The following is a 17,185-nucleotide window of genomic DNA, read 5'->3' on the forward strand; positions in this document are numbered from 1 at the left end:
GCACTGTCAATCCGAGAAGGATGCTGGTTTGAGTGTCCGGGCATTGGCGGTTTTCAGCCGTCGGGCGAGGGCGCTGAAGGCCTGGTGCCGCGTTTTGCAGCGCTGCATCAGCGAGCCGGGCGGGTAATCGATGGGGCCTGTGGACTACGCTGAGCTTGCTTGAGTGTCTTGAGCGGGTGCGGGTCAGCGCTCCCGACCAGCAGGTCGCTTTCAGGACACGATGGGTCGCCTGGGTGCAATCGCCGGACCATGGCGATGGGCAAGCTTCCAGGATGCCCCGGACCCGGTGCGCCAAGACACTTGGCCGGAGAGCAAGAATGGCGACCGAGGATCCACGCCTCCGTGACGTGGCCGGGCGCTGCAGCCGAAGACTCCGGACTGCTACCGCTATGTAGCGATGTCGTTCGAGATGCCGAGGTACGTTTATGTCTGATGACACGCTTCACCTGCCTCTGATTCACAGCGTGTTGGAGCGCGAAAAGGACACTCCCGGTGCCTTGTTGCCCATTCTCCACGCCATTCAGGACGGTTGCGGGTACATTCCCGACACCGCCATCCCCGAGATCGCCCATGCCCTCAACCTCAGCCTGGCTGAAGTGCACGGCGTGATCAGCTTCTACCACGATTTCCGTACCACGCCGCCCGCACGCCATACCCTGCGCCTGTGCCGGGCCGAGTCCTGCCAGAGCCGGGGCGCCGAAGGCCTGGCTGCGCAACTGCGCGAACAACTGTTGCTGGACGACCATGGCACCACGGCCGACGGCAGTATCAACCTGCGACCGGTCTATTGCCTGGGGGCCTGCGCCTGTTCGCCGGCCCTGGAACTGGACGGCGAACTGCACGCCCGGATCACCCCCGAGCGCCTGCGCCAGCTGGTGAGTGGCTGCCTGGAGGATGGCGCATGCTGAAGCTCTATATCCCCCGCGATTCGGTGGCCCGTGCCGTGGGCGCGGACAAGGTGGCCGTTGCGCTGGTGCGTGAGGCCGAGCGTCGACAATTGCCGTTGGAGCTGTGCCGCACCAGTTCCCGTGGCCTTTATTGGCTGGAGCCGCTGCTTGAAGTGGACAGCGCCGACGGCCGCCTGGGTTTCGGCCCCCTCACTCCGGAGGACGTGCCGAGCCTGCTCGACGCCCTGACGGGCGACCCCGGCAGCCATCCGTTGGCCCTGGGGCCGGTGGAGCAGATCCCTTATCTGCAGAGCCAGCAGCGCCTGCTGTTCGCTCGGGCCGGTATCACTCAACCGCTGTCCCTGGACGACTACCGCGCCCAGGGCGGTTTCCAGGGCCTGGCCCGGGCCATCCAGATGGAGGGCGCGCAGGTGGTCGCCAGCGTGCTCGACTCCGGCCTGCGCGGCCGGGGGGGCGCGGCCTTTCCGGCGGGGATCAAGTGGCGCACCGTGCGCGAAGCCGCGGGTGCCCAGAAATACGTGGTCTGTAACGCCGATGAAGGCGACTCCGGCACCTTCGCCGACCGCATGCTGATGGAAGGCGACCCCTTCCTGCTGATCGAAGGCATGATCATCGCCGGTATCGCGGTGGGGGCCAGCAAGGGCTATATCTACGTGCGCTCGGAATACCCGGACGCCATCGGCACCCTGAACGAGGCCCTGCGCATCGCCCGCGAGGCCGGTTACCTGGGGGCGAACGTGGGCGGTAGCGGCCGCCCCTTCGACCTGGACGTGCGGGTGGGGGCCGGGGCCTACATCTGCGGTGAGGAAACGGCGCTGCTGGAGTCCCTCGAAGGCAAGCGCGGCACGGTTCGCGCCAAGCCGCCGCTGCCGGCCCTGCAGGGCCTGTTCGGCTTGCCAACGCTGGTGCACAACGTGCTGACCCTGGCCTCGGTGCCGATCATCCTGGAGAAGGGCGCGTCGTTCTATCGCGACTTCGGCATGGGGCGTTCCCTGGGCACCATGCCGTTCCAGCTGGCCGGCAACGTCCGCCAGGCGGGCCTGGTGGAACGCGCCTTCGGCCTGAGCCTGCGCGAGCTGGTGGAAGGTTATGGCGGCGGTACCGCCAGCGGCCGGCCACTGAAGGCGGTGCAAGTGGGTGGGCCGCTGGGGGCCTGGGTGCCCCCCGCGCAGTTCGATACGCCGCTGGACTACGAGGCGTTCGCCGCCATGGGCGCGATGCTCGGCCACGGTGGCGTGGTGGTCGCCGACGACAGCCTGGATATGGCCCACATGGCCCGTTTCGCCTTGCAGTTCTGCGCCGAGGAGTCCTGCGGCAAGTGCACGCCGTGCCGGATCGGCTCGACCCGTGGAGTGGAGGTGGTGGACCGCTTGATCGCCAGCACCGACGCCGCGGCCCGTGAGGAACAGGCGCTGCTGCTGCAAGACCTCTGCGACACCCTGCAATACGGCTCGCTCTGTGCCCTGGGCGGGATGACTTCCTACCCCGTCGCCAGCGCCCTCAAGCACTTTCCCGCCGACTTCGGTCTGGCGACCACGGAGGCCGACCAATGATCAATATCTTCGACCCTACCAGTGATATCGACCTCGGCACCCCGGCCCGCGAAAGCGCGGTACAGGTCAGCCTGACCATCGACGGCCGGGAAATCAGTGTTGCCTCCGGCACCTCGGTGATGCGCGCCGCGGCGTTGCTCGGCACCACCATCCCCAAACTCTGCGCCACCGACAGCCTGGAAGCCTTCGGCTCCTGCCGCATGTGCCTGGTGGAGATCGAGGGCATGCGCGGCTATCCGGCCTCCTGCACCACGCCTGTGACCGAGGGCATGGTCGTCCACACCCAGACTTCCAAGCTCGCCAGCCTGCGGCGCAACGTGATGGAGCTGTACATCTCCGACCACCCGCTGGACTGCCTGACCTGCTCGGCCAACGGCAACTGCGAGTTGCAGACGGTGGCGGGGCAGGTGGGCCTGCGGGAAGTGCGCTACGGCTACGAGGGCGCCAACCACCTGGACGAACAGAAGGACGTCTCCAACCCCTATTTCGACTACGACCCGAGCAAGTGCATCGTCTGCAACCGCTGCGTGCGCGCCTGTGAGGAAACCCAGGGCACCTTCGCCCTGACCATCAGCGGGCGCGGCTTCGATTCCCGGGTGGCGGCGGCCGGCGGCGACAATTTCCTCGACTCCGAGTGCGTGTCCTGCGGCGCCTGCGTGCAGGCCTGCCCGACCGCCACCCTGATGGAAAAGAGCGTGGTGGAAATCGGCCAGCCCGAGCGCAGTGTCATCACCACCTGCGCCTACTGCGGCGTGGGCTGCTCTTTCCGCGCGGAAATGAAAGGCGAGCAACTGGTACGCATGGTCCCGGACAAGAACGGCCAGGCCAACCACGGCCATTCCTGCGTCAAGGGCCGCTTCGCCTGGGGCTACGCCACCCACCCGGACCGCATCACCAAGCCGATGATCCGCAAGCACATCAGCGATCCGTGGCAGGAAGTCAGCTGGGAAGAGGCGGTCACCTACGCGGCCAGCGAGTTGCGCCGCATCCAGCTGAAATATGGGCGCGACTCCATCGGCGGCATCACCTCCAGCCGTTGCACCAACGAAGAGACCTACCTGGTGCAGAAGCTGGTGCGCACCGCCTTTGGCAACAACAACGTCGACACCTGCGCCCGGGTCTGCCATTCGCCCACCGGCTACGGCCTCAAGCAGACGCTGGGCGAATCCGCCGGCACCCAGAGTTTCGACTCGGTGATGCAGGCCGACGTCATCCTGGTGATGGGCGCCAACCCCACCGACGCGCACCCGGTATTCGGTTCCCAGCTCAAGCGCCGCCTGCGCCAGGGCGCGCGGCTGATCGTCATCGACCCGCGGCGCATCGACCTGGTGGATTCGCCCCATGCCCGTGCCGACCTGCATTTGCAGCTGCGTCCGGGCACCAACGTGGCGATGCTCAACGCATTGGCCCATGTGATCGTCACCGAGGGCCTGGTCAACCAGCCTTTCGTCGATCAGCGCTGCGAAGCGGCGGACTTCGCCCGCTGGCGCGATTTCGTCAGCCTGGCGGAAAACTCCCCCGAGGTCCTGGGGCCGATCTGCGGGGTGCCCGCCAGGCAGATCCGCGAGGCCGCGCGGCTTTACGCCACCGGTGGCAACGCGGCTATCTACTACGGCCTGGGCGTCACCGAGCACAGCCAGGGCAGCACCTCGGTGATGGGCATCGCCAACCTGGCGATGGTCACCGGCAACATCGGCCGCGAGGGTGTCGGGGTCAACCCGCTGCGCGGGCAGAACAACGTCCAGGGCTCCTGCGACATGGGGTCCTTCCCCCACGAGCTGCCTGGCTATCGGCATATTTCCAACGAGGCGGTGCGCGCCGAGTTCGAACGGGCCTGGAACGTGACCCTGCAACCCGACCCGGGCCTGCGCATCCCCAATATGTTCGAGGCGGCCCTGGACGGCACCTTCAAGGCGCTCTACTGCCAGGGTGAGGACATTGCCCAGAGCGACCCCAACACCCAGCACGTGACCGCGGCCCTGACGGCCATGGAGTGCGTGGTGGTGCAGGACATCTTCCTCAACGAGACGGCCAAGTTCGCCCATGTGTTCCTGCCGGGCAGCTCCTTCCTCGAGAAGGACGGCACCTTCACCAACGCCGAGCGCCGCATTTCCCGGGTGCGCAAGGTGATGGAGCCCCTGGCCGGCAAGGCCGACTGGGAGGCCACCATCGCCCTGGCCGAGGCCCTGGGCTACAAAATGCAGTACAACCACCCATCAGAGATCATGGATGAGATCGCGCGCCTGACGCCGACCTTCCACCGCGTCAGTTACACCGAGCTGGATCGGCACGGCAGCCTGCAATGGCCGTGCAACGATGCCGCGCCGGACGGCACGCCGACCATGCACATCGATGAATTCGTGCGCGGCAAGGGCCGCTTCATGCTCACCGGCTACGTGCCCACCGAGGAGAAGGTCAACAGCCGCTACCCGTTGCTGCTGACCACCGGGCGCATCCTCAGCCAGTACAACGTCGGCGCCCAGACCCGGCGCACCGACAACGTGGCCTGGCACGAGGAGGACCGCCTGGAAATCCACCCGACCGACGCCGAGAACCGCGGCATCGTCGATGGCGACTGGGTCGGCATCGGCAGTCGCGCCGGGCAGACAGTGCTGCGGGCCAGGGTCAGCGAGCGGGTGGCACCGGGGGTGGTCTACACCACCTTCCACTTCCCGGAATCGGGCGCCAACGTGATCACCACCGACAACTCCGACTGGGCCACCAACTGCCCGGAATACAAGGTGACGGCGGTAGAGGTGGTGCGGGTCAACCAGCCTTCCGAATGGCAGAAGCGTTATCAGGCGTTCAGTGATGAACAGGGGCGCCTGCTGCGGGAGCGTCGTCATGCCGAGAAAGCCGAGGTGCGCCGATGAGCAGCGAAAGCCTGATCAAGATGGCCAACCAGATTGCCCAGTTCTTCGCCAGCGAACCGGACAAGGCCCAGGCAGTGCGTAGCGTGCGTCAGCACCTGAAAAGCTTCTGGACGCCGGCCATGCGCAGAGAGTTGACCGCCTGGGAGGTGACACACCCCGGCGCGGCGCTGCACCCCCTGGTGCAGGCGGCGTTGAAGGAAGAGGAAGCGCAAGGGCAGACCTAGCGTTTGCCGATGGCGGGCACACCTTGAACCGGACCGCCTCGTTGCAACCAACCAGAAGCCAGGGCCTTGCCCTGGCTTCTGCGTTTGATGGGCACACCTGCTGTCTTCAGGGGCATGCCGATGGGGATGATGATCCGCGCGCCCGGCACGCAGGCCGGCCGAAACCCGGGGCCAGCGCTTGCCACAGATCAATGAAACCTTGTGCCCGACCCCGCAAAACCGCGCTCCAGACATCTGTACTGGCAAACCGTTCCTCAGCTAAGTCTTTGCTTCTGGTGAGTAATCCCGGACAATCGCGCCCCTGTTTCGGCGAGGGCTCTGTCTGTCGGGTACTCCGACGCGCCCTGGCCGAGTGGCAAATGACCGGAATGTGGAGATCCCACCGGATGAATGATCAGGCCAACAGCGTTGATCAACGCTTTGAAGCGGCAGCCCCAGCGACCCTAGCTAGCTGGAATCGCCAAGACACTACCTGGATGCTGGGCCTGTTCGGCACCGCCATCGGCGCGGGCACCCTGTTTTTACCGATCAACGCCGGCCTGGGCGGCTTCTGGCCGCTGCTGGTCCTGGCGCTGCTGGCCTTTCCGATGACCTTCTTCGCCCACCGTGGCCTGACCCGCTTCGTGCTTTCCGGGCGTGACGGCGCGGACATCACGGAAGTAGTGGAAGAGCATTTCGGGATCAAGGCCGGCGCCCTGATCACCTTGCTGTACTTCTTCGCCATCTTCCCGATCCTGCTGATCTACAGCGTGGCCCTGACCAACACCGTGGGCAGCTTCATGGAGCACCAGCTGCACATCATGCCGCCGCCGCGCGCCGTGCTGTCGCTGGTGCTGATCCTCGGCCTGCTGGCCGTGGTGCGCTGCGGCGAGCAGGTGATCGTCAAGGCCATGAGCCTGATGGTCTACCCGTTCATCGTCGCCTTGCTGTTCCTCGCGGTGTTCCTGATTCCGCACTGGAACGGCGGCATCCTCAGCACCGCCAGTACCCTGCCTGAACCTTCGGCGTTCCTGCACACCTTGTGGCTGGCGATCCCGGTCATGGTGTTCTCGTTCAACCACTCGCCGATCATCTCGGCCTTCGCCGTGGACCAGAAGCGCCGGTATGGCGCCCACGCCGAAGAGCGCAGCTCGCAGATCCTGTCCCGCGCCCACCTGCTGATGGTGGCGATGGTGCTGTTCTTCGTCTTCAGCTGCGTGCTGACCCTGTCGCCGGCCCAACTGGCCGAAGCCAAGGCGCAGAACCTGTCGATCCTGTCGTACCTGGCCAACCACTTCAGCAACCCGACCATCGCCTTCGCCGCGCCGTTGATCGCGTTCGTGGCCATTGCCAAGTCGTTCCTGGGCCACTACATCGGCGCCAGCGAAGGCCTCAAGGGGCTGATCGTGAAAAGCGGCCGTCGCCCGGGCGCCAAGGCCCTGGACCGCATGACCGCGGCCTTCATGCTGGTGGTGTGCTGGATAGTCGCCACGCTCAACCCGAGCATCCTCGGGATGATCGAAACCCTGGGCGGCCCGATCATCGCGGCCATCCTGTTCCTGATGCCGATGTACGCCATCCGCAAGGTGCCGGCCATGGCCCGCTACCGCGGCCAGGCCTCCAACGTGTTCGTCACCCTGGTCGGCCTGGTGGCCATCACCGCGCTGGTCTACTCCCTGAGCGCCTGACCCGCCGGCGGCCCACCGCGCGTTGGCGGTGGGTTGCCGCGCAGAAATGCCTGATTCAGCGAAGCCACGGCCGCTGACTGCGTATAAAGCGCGGCGCGGCCGTTTTTCTGGTAGGCCGCAAAGTCCAGGGCCAGCAAGTGGTCGCGGTTGACCCGTTGTGGTTGGCCGAGCCGGGTCAGCGCCACGCCATGGCGCAGGAAATAACGCTCCAGCGCCGGCGTGGTCACCGCCACCACCGAGTTCGCCCCCAGGGTCCAGGCGGTGTGCAGGGTGTGCCAGAACACCCGCATCGGCAGCTTGCCGCCTTCCAGCGCCGAGGCGGCGAAACGCGAGATTTCCCAGGTGTCGTGCTGGCGCGGCAAGGGCCGGTCGCAGAGAAAACCGAACACGTCCGCCAGCAGATAGGGCTGGGTGGTCGGCAGCAGCCGGGCGCAGCCGTGGATCTTTTCCTCGCTGTCCAGCGCCAGGGTGTAGCGGGTGTCGGCGTGGTCGAACTGATCGAGCTCCTGCCCGCACTGGCTGGCGCTGGAGGGCAGTCGCCAACCCAATTGCTTGATGAAGACCGCATGGCGATAGCGGCCCAGGTCGTCGCGCAGGGCCGGCGAAAGCTGGCTTTCATGCCGTGAAATCACAGTGATCATGGGGCGATATCCTTATCGTCGGGTGAAGCGTCAGATCAGCCCCAGGACGGCGGCGTAGGCGGCGGCCAGGGTCTTGTTGGCCGCGCCGAACTTCTTCTGGATGACCTTGAGGTGGAAATTCACGGTATTCACCGAGATGCCCAGGATCAGGGCGATCTCCCCGGAACTCTTGCCGTCGGCCGTCCATTGCAGGATTTCCCGCTCGCGCGCGCTCAGCTCCAGCTGTTCGGCCTGGCTGCTGGGGTGCCCGAGTTCGCCGAGGCGCATGGTCGCCAGTTCGATGATGCAGCGCAGGCGCAGGCGGATTTCTTCCAGTTCCACGGCGCTGATCGCCGTGCATTCACGGGCCACCGACAACACGCTCAGGGCGCTGTCGGGCGTGTGGATGGGCAAGGTGGCGCCCACCCGCAAGCCCCATTCCCGGGCCTCGCCCCACAACACCGAGCCTTTGCCGAACAAGGCGTCGCTCCAGACCACCATTTCCGTGGAGCGCAGGCCGTTGAGGATCGTCGGGTCGATCGCGGCGTAGTTCTGTTGCTGGTAACGCTCCACCCAGGCTTGCGGATAAGAGCCATAGATGTCGATTTTCGGGCGGGTGAAGGGGATCGAATGCCTGACTCCGTAAGCGTAAAAATCAAACCCCAGGGACCGGACCTCCCGTTCCAGCAGCGCAAAGACCTGTGCGCTCTCCTGTTGCTTGAGCATCTCCATGCGCAGGTCGTTCCACCAGTGCATGAAATCCTGTCGTTTCTCCATGGCGTTCGCCTTGATTCCTTGCACGTCAGGGAATCTAGTCCAGGGCAATACGCTGTCAACATTCATGAAATTCATAGAAAACCCCGCAGTTGCCCTGATCCGGCGCTTTGCACCAGGGCACCCGGGTGCGGGGCCGGCAATTGGGGCGGTGGTAGGCGTGGAGGGGGCTCATGGCCAAGGCTGGCTTGCGGTGCTATGTCACTGTGTGGCGGGGTGCCGCAAAGGCACTGGCCAGGCCGATAAGGGCAAAAGACGTCCCCGGCAAAACCGCTGGCGAGCATGCGCATAACTCTTTTCCTTGAGTGTTCTGGCCGTCTCTGGCCAAGGGGCAGGGGACAGCTTCAGGCAAAGCGCAGGCGGGTGATGGGTTCCACAGCGGTGGCTGGCTTGCGGGCTGCGCGGGCGCTCGGCAGCAACTGGGCGAGCAGGGCGCGATGCGCGCTGTCGGCGGCGGTTCTCGATTCCAGGTCGAGAAAATGCCCGCTGCCCTCGATCACCGCGAAGCTGCGATCGCGCACATGAGTCTTGCGCTGCGGGTCGTTGCCCGGTTGTTCGACGTGCCCGGGGTAGTCGTTGAGCGCGTTCTCGATCACACAATGGTTACGCCACATAGCACACCTCCATTTGTTGCTTTTGACGGGGCGAAAGAATCCGCGGCAACTGAGATCCAGCTGTCGTGCGCGGAATGTTTTTATAGTCGTGTGAGCGCTTCGAACGATCGGCGCGGGTTGACAGCTGTCATCCCAAGGCCGTGGCAAGCAGGCAGCGTTCGACATTCGGGCGAGCGTCGGGCGCCGTTGGCAGTGGCGTGATTTTTAGCAAGGGCGGGGGAGGGCTAACAACTACCAGATCTGGTAGGTAAAGACGCCTGGCGTTCTGCCGCCAGAGCGACTAGCGAGCGGATCGCCGGGATAAAAAAACGCCGCGTATCGTCGTGGGATACGCGGCGTTCTTCATTGCCTTGCAGCCTTAGGCTTGAACCACCGGAATCTTGGCGTTCGCGGCAGCCTCACGGAACTCGGCGATCTGGTCGAAGCTCAGGTAGCGGTACACGTCCGCTGCCATGCTGTCGATCTTGCCGGCGTATTCCATGTACTCCTCGACGGTCGGCAAGCGACCCAGGATCGACGCGACGGACGCCAGCTCGGCCGAAGCCAGGTAGACGTTCGCGCCGTCACCCAGACGGTTCGGGAAGTTACGGGTCGAAGTCGAAACCACGGTGGAGTTCGGCTCGACGCGGGCCTGGTTACCCATGCACAGCGAGCAGCCCGGCATTTCCATGCGCGCGCCAGCCTTGCCGTAGATGCCGTAGTAGCCTTCTTCGGTCAGCTGGTGAGCGTCCATCTTGGTCGGCGGCGACAGCCACAGACGGGTTGGCAGCTGGCCCTTGACCTGATCCAGCAGCTTGCCGGCAGCGCGGAAGTGACCGATGTTGGTCATGCAGGAACCGATGAACACTTCGTCGATCTTCTCGCCAGCGACGCTGGAGAGCAGGCGAGCGTCGTCCGGGTCGTTCGGCGCGCAGAGCACAGGCTCCTTGACGTCGGCCAGGTCGATCTCGATGACTTCGGCGTATTCGGCGTCCTTGTCGGCTTCCAGCAGCTCAGGGTTGGCCAGCCAGGCTTCCATCGCTTGGGCGCGACGCTCCAGGGTACGGGCATCGCCGTAGCCTTCGCCGATCATCCAGCGCAGCAGGGTGATGTTCGACTGCAGGTATTCGGCGATCGACTCTTTGGACAGCTTGATGGTGCAACCGGCAGCCGAACGTTCGGCCGAGGCGTCGGACAGTTCGAAGGCTTGCTCGACGGTCAGGGTTTCCAGACCTTCGATCTCCAGGATGCGGCCGGAGAAGGCGTTCTTCTTGCCTTTCTTCTCGACGGTCAGCAGGCCTTTCTGGATCGCGTAGTAAGGGATGGCATGGACCAGGTCACGCAGGGTGACGCCAGGCTGCAGCTTGCCCTTGAAGCGGACCAGGATCGATTCCGGCATGTCCAGCGGCATGACGCCAGTGGCGGCGGCGAAGGCCACCAGGCCGGAACCGGCCGGGAACGAGATGCCGATCGGGAAACGGGTGTGGGAGTCGCCACCGGTGCCGACGGTGTCCGGCAGCAGCATGCGGTTCAGCCAGCTGTGGATGATGCCGTCGCCCGGACGCAGGGACACGCCGCCACGGGTCATGATGAAGTCAGGCAGGGTGTGGTGGGTGGTGACGTCGATCGGCTTCGGATAGGCCGCGGTGTGGCAGAACGACTGCATCACCAGATCGGTGGAGAAGCCCAGGCAAGCCAGGTCCTTCAGTTCGTCACGGGTCATCGGGCCAGTGGTGTCCTGGGAGCCGACGGTGGTCATCTTCGGTTCGCAGTAGGTGCCTGGACGCACGCCAGTCACGCCGCACGCCTTGCCGACCATTTTCTGCGCCAGGGTGAAGCCCTTGGTGCTTTCGGCCGGCGCTTCCGGCTTCTTGAACAGGTCCGAAGGCGGCAGGCCCAGTTCGGTACGGGCCTTCTCGGTCAGGCCACGGCCGATGATCAGCGGGATACGGCCGCCGGCACGGACTTCGTCGAGCAGGACCGGGGTCTTCATTTCGAAGGTGGCCAGGACTTCGTCGCTGTTGTGCTTGGTGACTTTACCGGCGTGCGGGTACAGGTCGATCACGTCGCCCATGTTCATCTTCGACACGTCGAATTCGATCGGCAGGGCGCCGGCGTCTTCCATGGTGTTGTAGAAGATCGGTGCGATCTTGCTGCCGAAGCAGAAGCCGCCTGCGCGCTTGTTCGGCACGTAAGGAACGTCGTCGCCGAAGAACCACAGCACGGAGTTGGTTGCCGATTTACGGGACGAACCGGTGCCGACCACGTCGCCGACGTAGGCGATCGGGAAGCCCTGGCCGCGCATTTCCTCGATCTGCTTCATCGGGCCGGTCTTGCCTTGCTCGTCCGGAACGATGCCGTCACGGGCCATTTTCAGCATGGCCAGGGCGTGCAGCGGGATGTCAGGACGGGACCAGGCATCCGGGGCAGGGGACAGGTCGTCGGTGTTGGTTTCGCCAGTCACCTTGAACACGCGCAGGCTGATCTTGTCGGCCAGTACCGGGCGGTTCTTGAACCACTCGCCGTCGGCCCAGGATTGCAGTACGCCCTGGGCGTGAACGTTGCCGTTCTTGGCTTTTTCCGCGACGTCGTGGAAGGCATCGAACATCAGCAGGGTGTGCTTGAGCTGTGCGGCCGCGACCGGCGCCAGCTCGGCGTCGTCCAGCAGCTCGACCAGGGTCACGATGTTGTAGCCGCCCTGCATGGTGCCCAGCAGTTCAACGGCGCGCTTCTTGTCCAGCAGAGGGGATTTGGCTTCGCCTTTGGCCAGCGCGGAGAGGAAACCGGCCTTCACATAGGCGGCTTCGTCGACTCCTGGCGGAACGCGATTGGTGATCAGGTCAACGAGGAAGGCTTCTTCGCCAGCGGGGGGATTCTTCAGCAGCTCGACCAGGCCTGCAGTTTGTTCGGCGTTTAGCGGCTGGGGAACGATACCCAGGGCTGCACGCTCTTCGATATGTTTGCGGTAGGCTTCAAGCACAGTATTACCCTCATCAGTGGTCCCAAATGGGTGTCCGGGACGCTCATCCCGAAATTGCCGTACTCATGCGCTGCGTGACGTTGTGGGTCGCTTAGCCAGAATTACCGGCAATTCCTTACAGAAGCTGCTTTCAAAGTTTTACGCCTGCAGAACGGGAGCTGATGAGGGTTGGCGCTGGGCTTTCCCCGCTGGAAAGACCCATCGCCAACACCGCTCTGAAGGAACGACTGTGCTCGTGACGCTTTGAAAACAGCTTCTAACGGACATTGGCGCCTAAAAAGGCTGGCTGATTCTACGGCAAAAAAAAAATTAAGGTAAGGCAGGGTCTATTGGACTTTGGTGGCGAGCCGCGTTGCTGGGCCAACGTGTGCGAGGCAAGGCGCGGGCATCCGTCGCGGCCGCCACCAAAGTCCAATAGACCCTGATGCCCCGAAGTTTGAGGGGTGATCAATGTTAGACAAAGGGCTAACATGCGGGCCTGTTTCGCTTTTTTCCGCCAATTGCCTACTTATGCCCAATCAGACCATCAAGACCCCCTGCGTCGGCCTCTGCTCCACTGTCTACGGTGACCTGGTGTGCCGTGGCTGCAAGCGTTTCCACCATGAAGTGATCCACTGGAACGGCTACAACGAGGAAGAAAAGCACGCGGTGTGGCTGCGTCTCGAGCAATTGCTGGTGCAGGTGATGGCGGCCAAGCTGGAAGTCTTCGACCCCCAGCGGCTGCGCGAGCAACTGGAGCAGCGCAAGATCCGCTTCGTGCCGCACCAGTCGGAATATTGCTGGGCCTATCAGCTGATCGCCCGCGGGGCGCGGGTGATCAACCAGCTGGAAGCCTATGGAATGGTGTTGCTGCCGGAGTTTCGCGACTGGGAACTGCCGGAATTGCGCGATGCCATCGATCGGGAGTTTTTCCTCCTGTCGGAAGCCCACTACCAGCGTTATATCGCCCCGGGGTTCCTCAAGGACGCCTTTGGCGCCTGACTGCTAAAAGCATCGCGGGCAATCGAGCGTCGACCGGCTGCTCCTACAAAGGTGGATTTCTGTAGGAGCGAGCTTGCTCGCGATGGCGTTCTATCAGTCAACCCATCCCTCAATGCTTGCCGGCCACCTCTTCCAGGTGGTCCATGATGTCCTCCGGCTTGAGCACCAGCACGTCGCTTTCCAGGGCATCGAGCACCACTTCCGCGGTATTGCCGATCAGCGCCCCGGAAATCCCGGTGCGCGCCACGGTGCCGATGATGGTCAGCGCCGCCTGCAGCTCATGGGCGGTGTGCGGGATCAGCACGTCCGCCGGGCCTTCCTCTATATGCAGGTGGGTATCGTCGATGTCGAACTCGGCCTGGAACGCTTTGCACTGCTCGCGGTAGCGCGCCTCGATGGTTTCCTTGAGCTGGAACACCGGGTCGGACGCCGACAGCATCGGCGACGGATGGGCGCTGATCACATGCAACTGCGCCTTGGCCAGGCTGGCGATGTCGAAACCATGGTCGATGATGCTGGCATGCAGGGTACGGTGCTCGCCGTCGGTGTTGCCGACATCGATGGCCGCCAGGATCACGCCGCCGGTCCAGGGCTTGGCGGTTTTCACCAGCAGCACCGGGCTTGGGCAATAGCGCAGCAGTTTCCAGTCGGCGGGGGTGAGCAGGGCCTTTTTCAGCGGGTTGTCGGCAAAGTGCTGCTTGATCACCAGGCCACAGCCTTCGGCCTGCTGCACGTCGATGATGGTGCTGTGCAGGCTGTCGTTCCAGGCCTGCTCGGTGGTCACGCTGTAGCCCTCGCTCAGCAGGCTGCTCTTGAGCACGCTCAACAGCGCCGAATGCTCGTGCTTCTTGTCGCACACCAGCAGGTGCAGATGGGCCTGGGTCACCCCGGCGATCAGCTTGGCGCGCTTGAGCGCGAGGCTTTCGGAATGCTCGGGCTCGATGACCACCAGGATGCTGCGGATGGCTTGCATGGTCGGGATCTCCAGAGAGGGATGAAGGCTATGTTGCACAACTATAGTTGCTGCGCGTCGCCGTGGCTGTTGACGCACATCAAGCGCCGCGGCTGGTGGTCTGTGGCGCGGCCGGTATAATCGGCGCCCTTCGCCGTGAACCCTTATGCCGTGAGCCCCATGTTATCGATCCCTGAAGTCGCCACCGTCCTGCCTTGCGCGCTCATTTCCTTGAAGGCTGCCCTGAAGGACGAACGACCATGAACCTGCCGGAAATTCACGAGTTCCTCGGCTGCCCCACGCCGGATGCCTGGGTCCAGGCGGCCCTGGCGGATCAGGAAACCCTGCTGATCGACCACAAGAACTGCGAGTTCAAGGCGGCCAGCACGGCCCTGAGCCTGATCGCCAAGTACCACTCCCATGTCGATCTGATCAACATGATGTCGCGCCTGGCCCGGGAAGAGCTGGTGCACCACGAACAGGTCATGCGCCTGATGAAACGGCGCAAGATCGAACTGCGCCAGTTGTCGGCCGGGCGTTATGCCTCGGGCCTGCGCAAGGTGGTGCGCAGCCACGAACCGGTGAAGCTGGTGGACACCCTGGTGGTCGGCGCCTTTATCGAGGCCCGCAGCTGCGAGCGTTTCGAGGCGCTGGTGCCGCACCTGGACGAAGAACTGGGCAAGTTCTACTTCGGCCTGCTGAAAAGCGAGGCCCGGCACTTCCAGGGTTACCTGAAGCTGGCCTATCAGTACGGCGACGCCAAGGACATCGCCCAGGTGATCGAGAAGGTGCGCGCCGCCGAGCGCGAACTGATCGAGTCGCCGGACGTGGAGTTCCGCTTCCACAGCGGCGTGCCTACTCTGTAAAACGGCCCAAGTCGGTTCAAAACTACGGGCAAATTGTAAAAAACTCTTAAAAGCATGAAACATCATTGAAAACCGGCCATCTGGGCCGGTTTTTGCTGTCTGCCCTGGTCTCAGACTTATCCGATGCCGCCTATAATGCGCGCCCCAATTGTGCGCACTCAGACTGGTATTTATGGATAACCCGGGTCTTGGCAAAGTATTGCTGGTGGAAGATGACGAGAAGCTCGCCGGGCTGATCGCGCACTTCCTGTCCCAACACGGTTTCGAGGTCCTGACGGTACATCGTGGCGATGTGGCGCTGGCGGCCTTTCTCGAGTTCAAGCCGAAAATCGTCGTCCTCGACCTGATGCTGCCGGGCCAGAGCGGCCTGCACGTGTGCCGGGAGATCCGCAACGTGGCGGACACGCCCATCGTCATTCTCACCGCCAAGGAAGACGACCTGGACCATATCCTCGGTCTTGAGTCCGGCGCCGACGACTACGTGATCAAACCGATCAAGCCGCCGGTGCTGCTGGCCCGCCTGCGCGCCCTGCAACGGCGCCAGGTGCCGGAGCCGACGGTGCGCGGCGCGCTGGAGTTCGGCAGCCTGACCCTCGACCGCAGTTGCCGGGAAGTGCGCCTGGCCGGCGAGCTGATCGAGTTGACCACCATGGAGTTCGAGCTGCTGTGGCTGCTGGCCAGCTCGGCGGGCAAAATCCTCTCCCGCGACGACATCCTCAACCGCATGCGCGGCATCGCCTTCGACGGCCTCAACCGCAGCGTCGATGTCTACATCAGCAAGCTGCGCGGCAAACTCCAGGACAACCCTCGCGAGCCGGTGTGCATCAAGACCATCTGGGGCAAGGGCTATCTGTTCAATCCGTTCGCCTGGGAGCTCTAGATGCTGCGGCTGTTTCTGCGTCTGTACATCATCCTGGCCCTGGGGCTGGCGGGGGCCATCTGGGCGGTCAACTACACCTTTTCCGAGCTGTTGCCGGACGCCAACGAAACCTACAACCGCGAGGCCATGCGCGGGCCGGGATACAGCCTGGTCAACCAACTGTCGCCGGTCACGGGAGCGGCGCGCGAGCAGCGGCTGGCCGAGCTGCAACAACACTACGGCATGCGCCTGAGGCTGTTGCAGGCGGATGAGCTGGACCTGTCCGAGCGCGAACGCCAGCTGCTGGCCGAGAACAAACTGGTGGTGCGCGGCGACTTCAGCGAGTTCATCGCCAACCTCGACGGCGGCCCGCAGTTGCTGAGCATCCGCTTGCCGGAAGAGCCCAAGTGGCTGTATTTCTGGGCCTATGCCTTTCTCGGGGCCAGCCTGGCGCTGGTCCTGTATTTCTGGGTACGCCCGCATTGGCGCGACCTGGAGCTGATCCGCCTGGCGGCCCAGCGCTTCGGCAATAACGACCTGGGCTCGCGCATCCGCCTGCCGCGGCGCTCCAGCGTGCGCGACCTGGCGCAGCACTTCAACCAGATGGCCAGCCGCATCGAAGGCCTGATCGCCAATCAGCGCGAGCTGACCAACGCGGTGTCCCATGAATTGCGCACGCCCATCGCCCGCTTGTCGTTCGAGCTTGACCAGCTCAAGCAGTCCGACCCGCGGCAGAGCCGCGAGCTGATCGCCGACATGTACGCCGACCTCGGCGAGCTGGAGGAAATGGTTTCCGAACTGCTGACCTACGCCAGCCTGGAACACGGCGCCACGGTGATCAACCGCGAGACCATCCAGGCCCGCAACTGGCTCGACAGCGTGGTCGGCAGTGTCGCCCTGGAGGCGGAGGCGGCGGGGGTGCAGATGGCGATCCGGGCCTGTGAGGTCGAGTACATCAGCATCGAACCGCGGTTCATGGCGCGGGCGGTGATCAACCTGCTGCGCAATGCCATTCGCTACGCCGAACGGCGCGTCGAGGTGTCCCTGGTGCAGGTTGGGCAGGGTTATGAGGTCCAGGTCAACGACGACGGCCCGGGCGTGCCGGTGGCAGGGCGGGCGAAGATCTTCGAGCCGTTCTCCCGGCTCGACGCCAGCCGCGACCGCCGCACCGGCGGTTTCGGCCTTGGCCTGGCGCTGGTGCGGCGGGTGTCGCAGTCCCACGGCGGCCAGGTCGAGGTGACGGATTCGCAGTGGGGCGGCGCGTCGTTTCGCATGACCTGGGCGCAGCTCGAATAGCCCAGGCAGCTTGCGCGCGATAACGTCAGAACGGTCAAC

At 64.3% G+C, this 17,185-nt stretch carries 14 protein-coding genes; 9 read left to right on the forward strand and 5 right to left on the reverse strand.

Features of this window, described 5'->3' with window-relative positions; all coding sequences use genetic code 11:
• The first annotated feature begins 425 nt into the window (after window positions 1-425).
• The 5 genes from CXQ81_RS14840 (at window position 426) to CXQ81_RS14860 (ending at window position 7,225) form a co-directional block, all read left to right on the forward strand.
• Window positions 426-908, forward strand: a complete 483-nt coding sequence (locus CXQ81_RS14840; protein ID WP_038579753.1) for a formate dehydrogenase subunit gamma — start codon at window positions 426-428, stop codon at window positions 906-908.
• Window positions 902-2,461, forward strand: coding sequence for an NADH-quinone oxidoreductase subunit NuoF (locus CXQ81_RS14845; RefSeq protein WP_101337635.1), 1,560 nt, complete (start codon window positions 902-904; stop codon window positions 2,459-2,461). The genes CXQ81_RS14840 and CXQ81_RS14845 overlap by 7 nt, the downstream gene beginning before the upstream one ends.
• The gene (gene fdhF, locus CXQ81_RS14850) at window positions 2,458-5,334 is read left to right on the forward strand and encodes a formate dehydrogenase subunit alpha (protein ID WP_101337636.1); all 2,877 of its coding nucleotides are present in this window, start codon (window positions 2,458-2,460) and stop codon (window positions 5,332-5,334) included. Before CXQ81_RS14845 ends, fdhF begins: the two co-directional genes overlap by 4 nt.
• Window positions 5,331-5,558, forward strand: a complete 228-nt coding sequence (locus CXQ81_RS14855; RefSeq protein WP_101337637.1) for a formate dehydrogenase subunit delta — start codon at window positions 5,331-5,333, stop codon at window positions 5,556-5,558. The genes fdhF and CXQ81_RS14855 overlap by 4 nt, the downstream gene beginning before the upstream one ends.
• Window positions 5,559-5,944: 386 nt before the next feature.
• Window positions 5,945-7,225 (forward strand): serine/threonine transporter, encoded by a 1,281-nt coding sequence (locus CXQ81_RS14860; protein ID WP_007923872.1) that lies wholly within the window; start codon window positions 5,945-5,947, stop codon window positions 7,223-7,225.
• Here CXQ81_RS14860 and CXQ81_RS14865 read toward each other — a convergent pair.
• The 4 genes from CXQ81_RS14865 to acnB all read right to left on the reverse strand — a co-directional run bounded on the left by CXQ81_RS14865 (window position 7,207) and on the right by acnB (window position 12,192).
• Window positions 7,207-7,866, reverse strand: coding sequence for an acyl-homoserine-lactone synthase (locus CXQ81_RS14865; RefSeq protein ID WP_007923871.1), 660 nt, complete (start codon window positions 7,864-7,866; stop codon window positions 7,207-7,209). The two genes, CXQ81_RS14860 and CXQ81_RS14865, sit on opposite strands and share 19 nt — an antisense overlap.
• Before the next feature lie 30 nt (window positions 7,867-7,896).
• A complete protein-coding gene (locus tag CXQ81_RS14870; protein ID WP_085531315.1) occupies window positions 7,897-8,622 on the reverse strand; it encodes an autoinducer binding domain-containing protein in 726 nt (241 codons plus the stop codon).
• A 341-nt stretch (window positions 8,623-8,963) separates the two neighbouring features.
• A complete protein-coding gene (locus CXQ81_RS31625; RefSeq protein ID WP_101337638.1) occupies window positions 8,964-9,233 on the reverse strand; it encodes a hypothetical protein in 270 nt (89 codons plus the stop codon).
• Between the two features lie 358 nt (window positions 9,234-9,591).
• Window positions 9,592-12,192: a bifunctional aconitate hydratase 2/2-methylisocitrate dehydratase gene (gene acnB, locus CXQ81_RS14880; RefSeq protein ID WP_007923866.1), complete on the reverse strand. Its 2,601-nt coding sequence runs from the start codon at window positions 12,190-12,192 to the stop codon at window positions 9,592-9,594.
• Between the two features lie 510 nt (window positions 12,193-12,702).
• On the opposite strand from acnB, the gene CXQ81_RS14885 reads away from it, so the two are divergent.
• Entirely contained in the window at window positions 12,703-13,173 is a 471-nt protein-coding gene (locus CXQ81_RS14885; protein ID WP_009043436.1) for a DUF1289 domain-containing protein, read from the forward strand.
• Window positions 13,174-13,282: 109 nt separating this feature from the next.
• Here the strand turns inward: CXQ81_RS14885 and CXQ81_RS14890 are convergent, their stop codons facing one another.
• Window positions 13,283-14,146: a universal stress protein gene (locus CXQ81_RS14890; RefSeq protein WP_007923862.1), complete on the reverse strand. Its 864-nt coding sequence runs from the start codon at window positions 14,144-14,146 to the stop codon at window positions 13,283-13,285.
• 239 nt (window positions 14,147-14,385) lie between these two features.
• Here CXQ81_RS14890 and CXQ81_RS14895 point away from each other — a divergent pair, with 239 nt between their 5' ends.
• The 3 genes from CXQ81_RS14895 (at window position 14,386) to CXQ81_RS14905 (ending at window position 17,146) form a co-directional block, all read left to right on the forward strand.
• Complete coding sequence (locus tag CXQ81_RS14895) at window positions 14,386-14,991, forward strand: tRNA-(ms[2]io[6]A)-hydroxylase (protein WP_007923860.1); 606 nt, start codon at window positions 14,386-14,388, stop codon at window positions 14,989-14,991.
• 172 nt (window positions 14,992-15,163) lie between these two features.
• Window positions 15,164-15,871 carry a winged helix-turn-helix domain-containing protein gene (locus CXQ81_RS14900; RefSeq protein ID WP_007923858.1) on the forward strand — a complete coding sequence of 236 codons (708 nt, stop codon included), beginning with the start codon at window positions 15,164-15,166 and terminating at the stop codon, window positions 15,869-15,871.
• Entirely contained in the window at window positions 15,872-17,146 is a 1,275-nt protein-coding gene (locus tag CXQ81_RS14905; RefSeq protein ID WP_101337639.1) for an ATP-binding protein, read from the forward strand.
• Window positions 17,147-17,185 lie beyond the last annotated feature (39 nt).

It is taken from the genome of Pseudomonas sp. 09C 129, assembly GCF_002843625.1.
Taxonomy (GTDB): domain Bacteria; phylum Pseudomonadota; class Gammaproteobacteria; order Pseudomonadales; family Pseudomonadaceae; genus Aquipseudomonas; species Aquipseudomonas chlororaphis.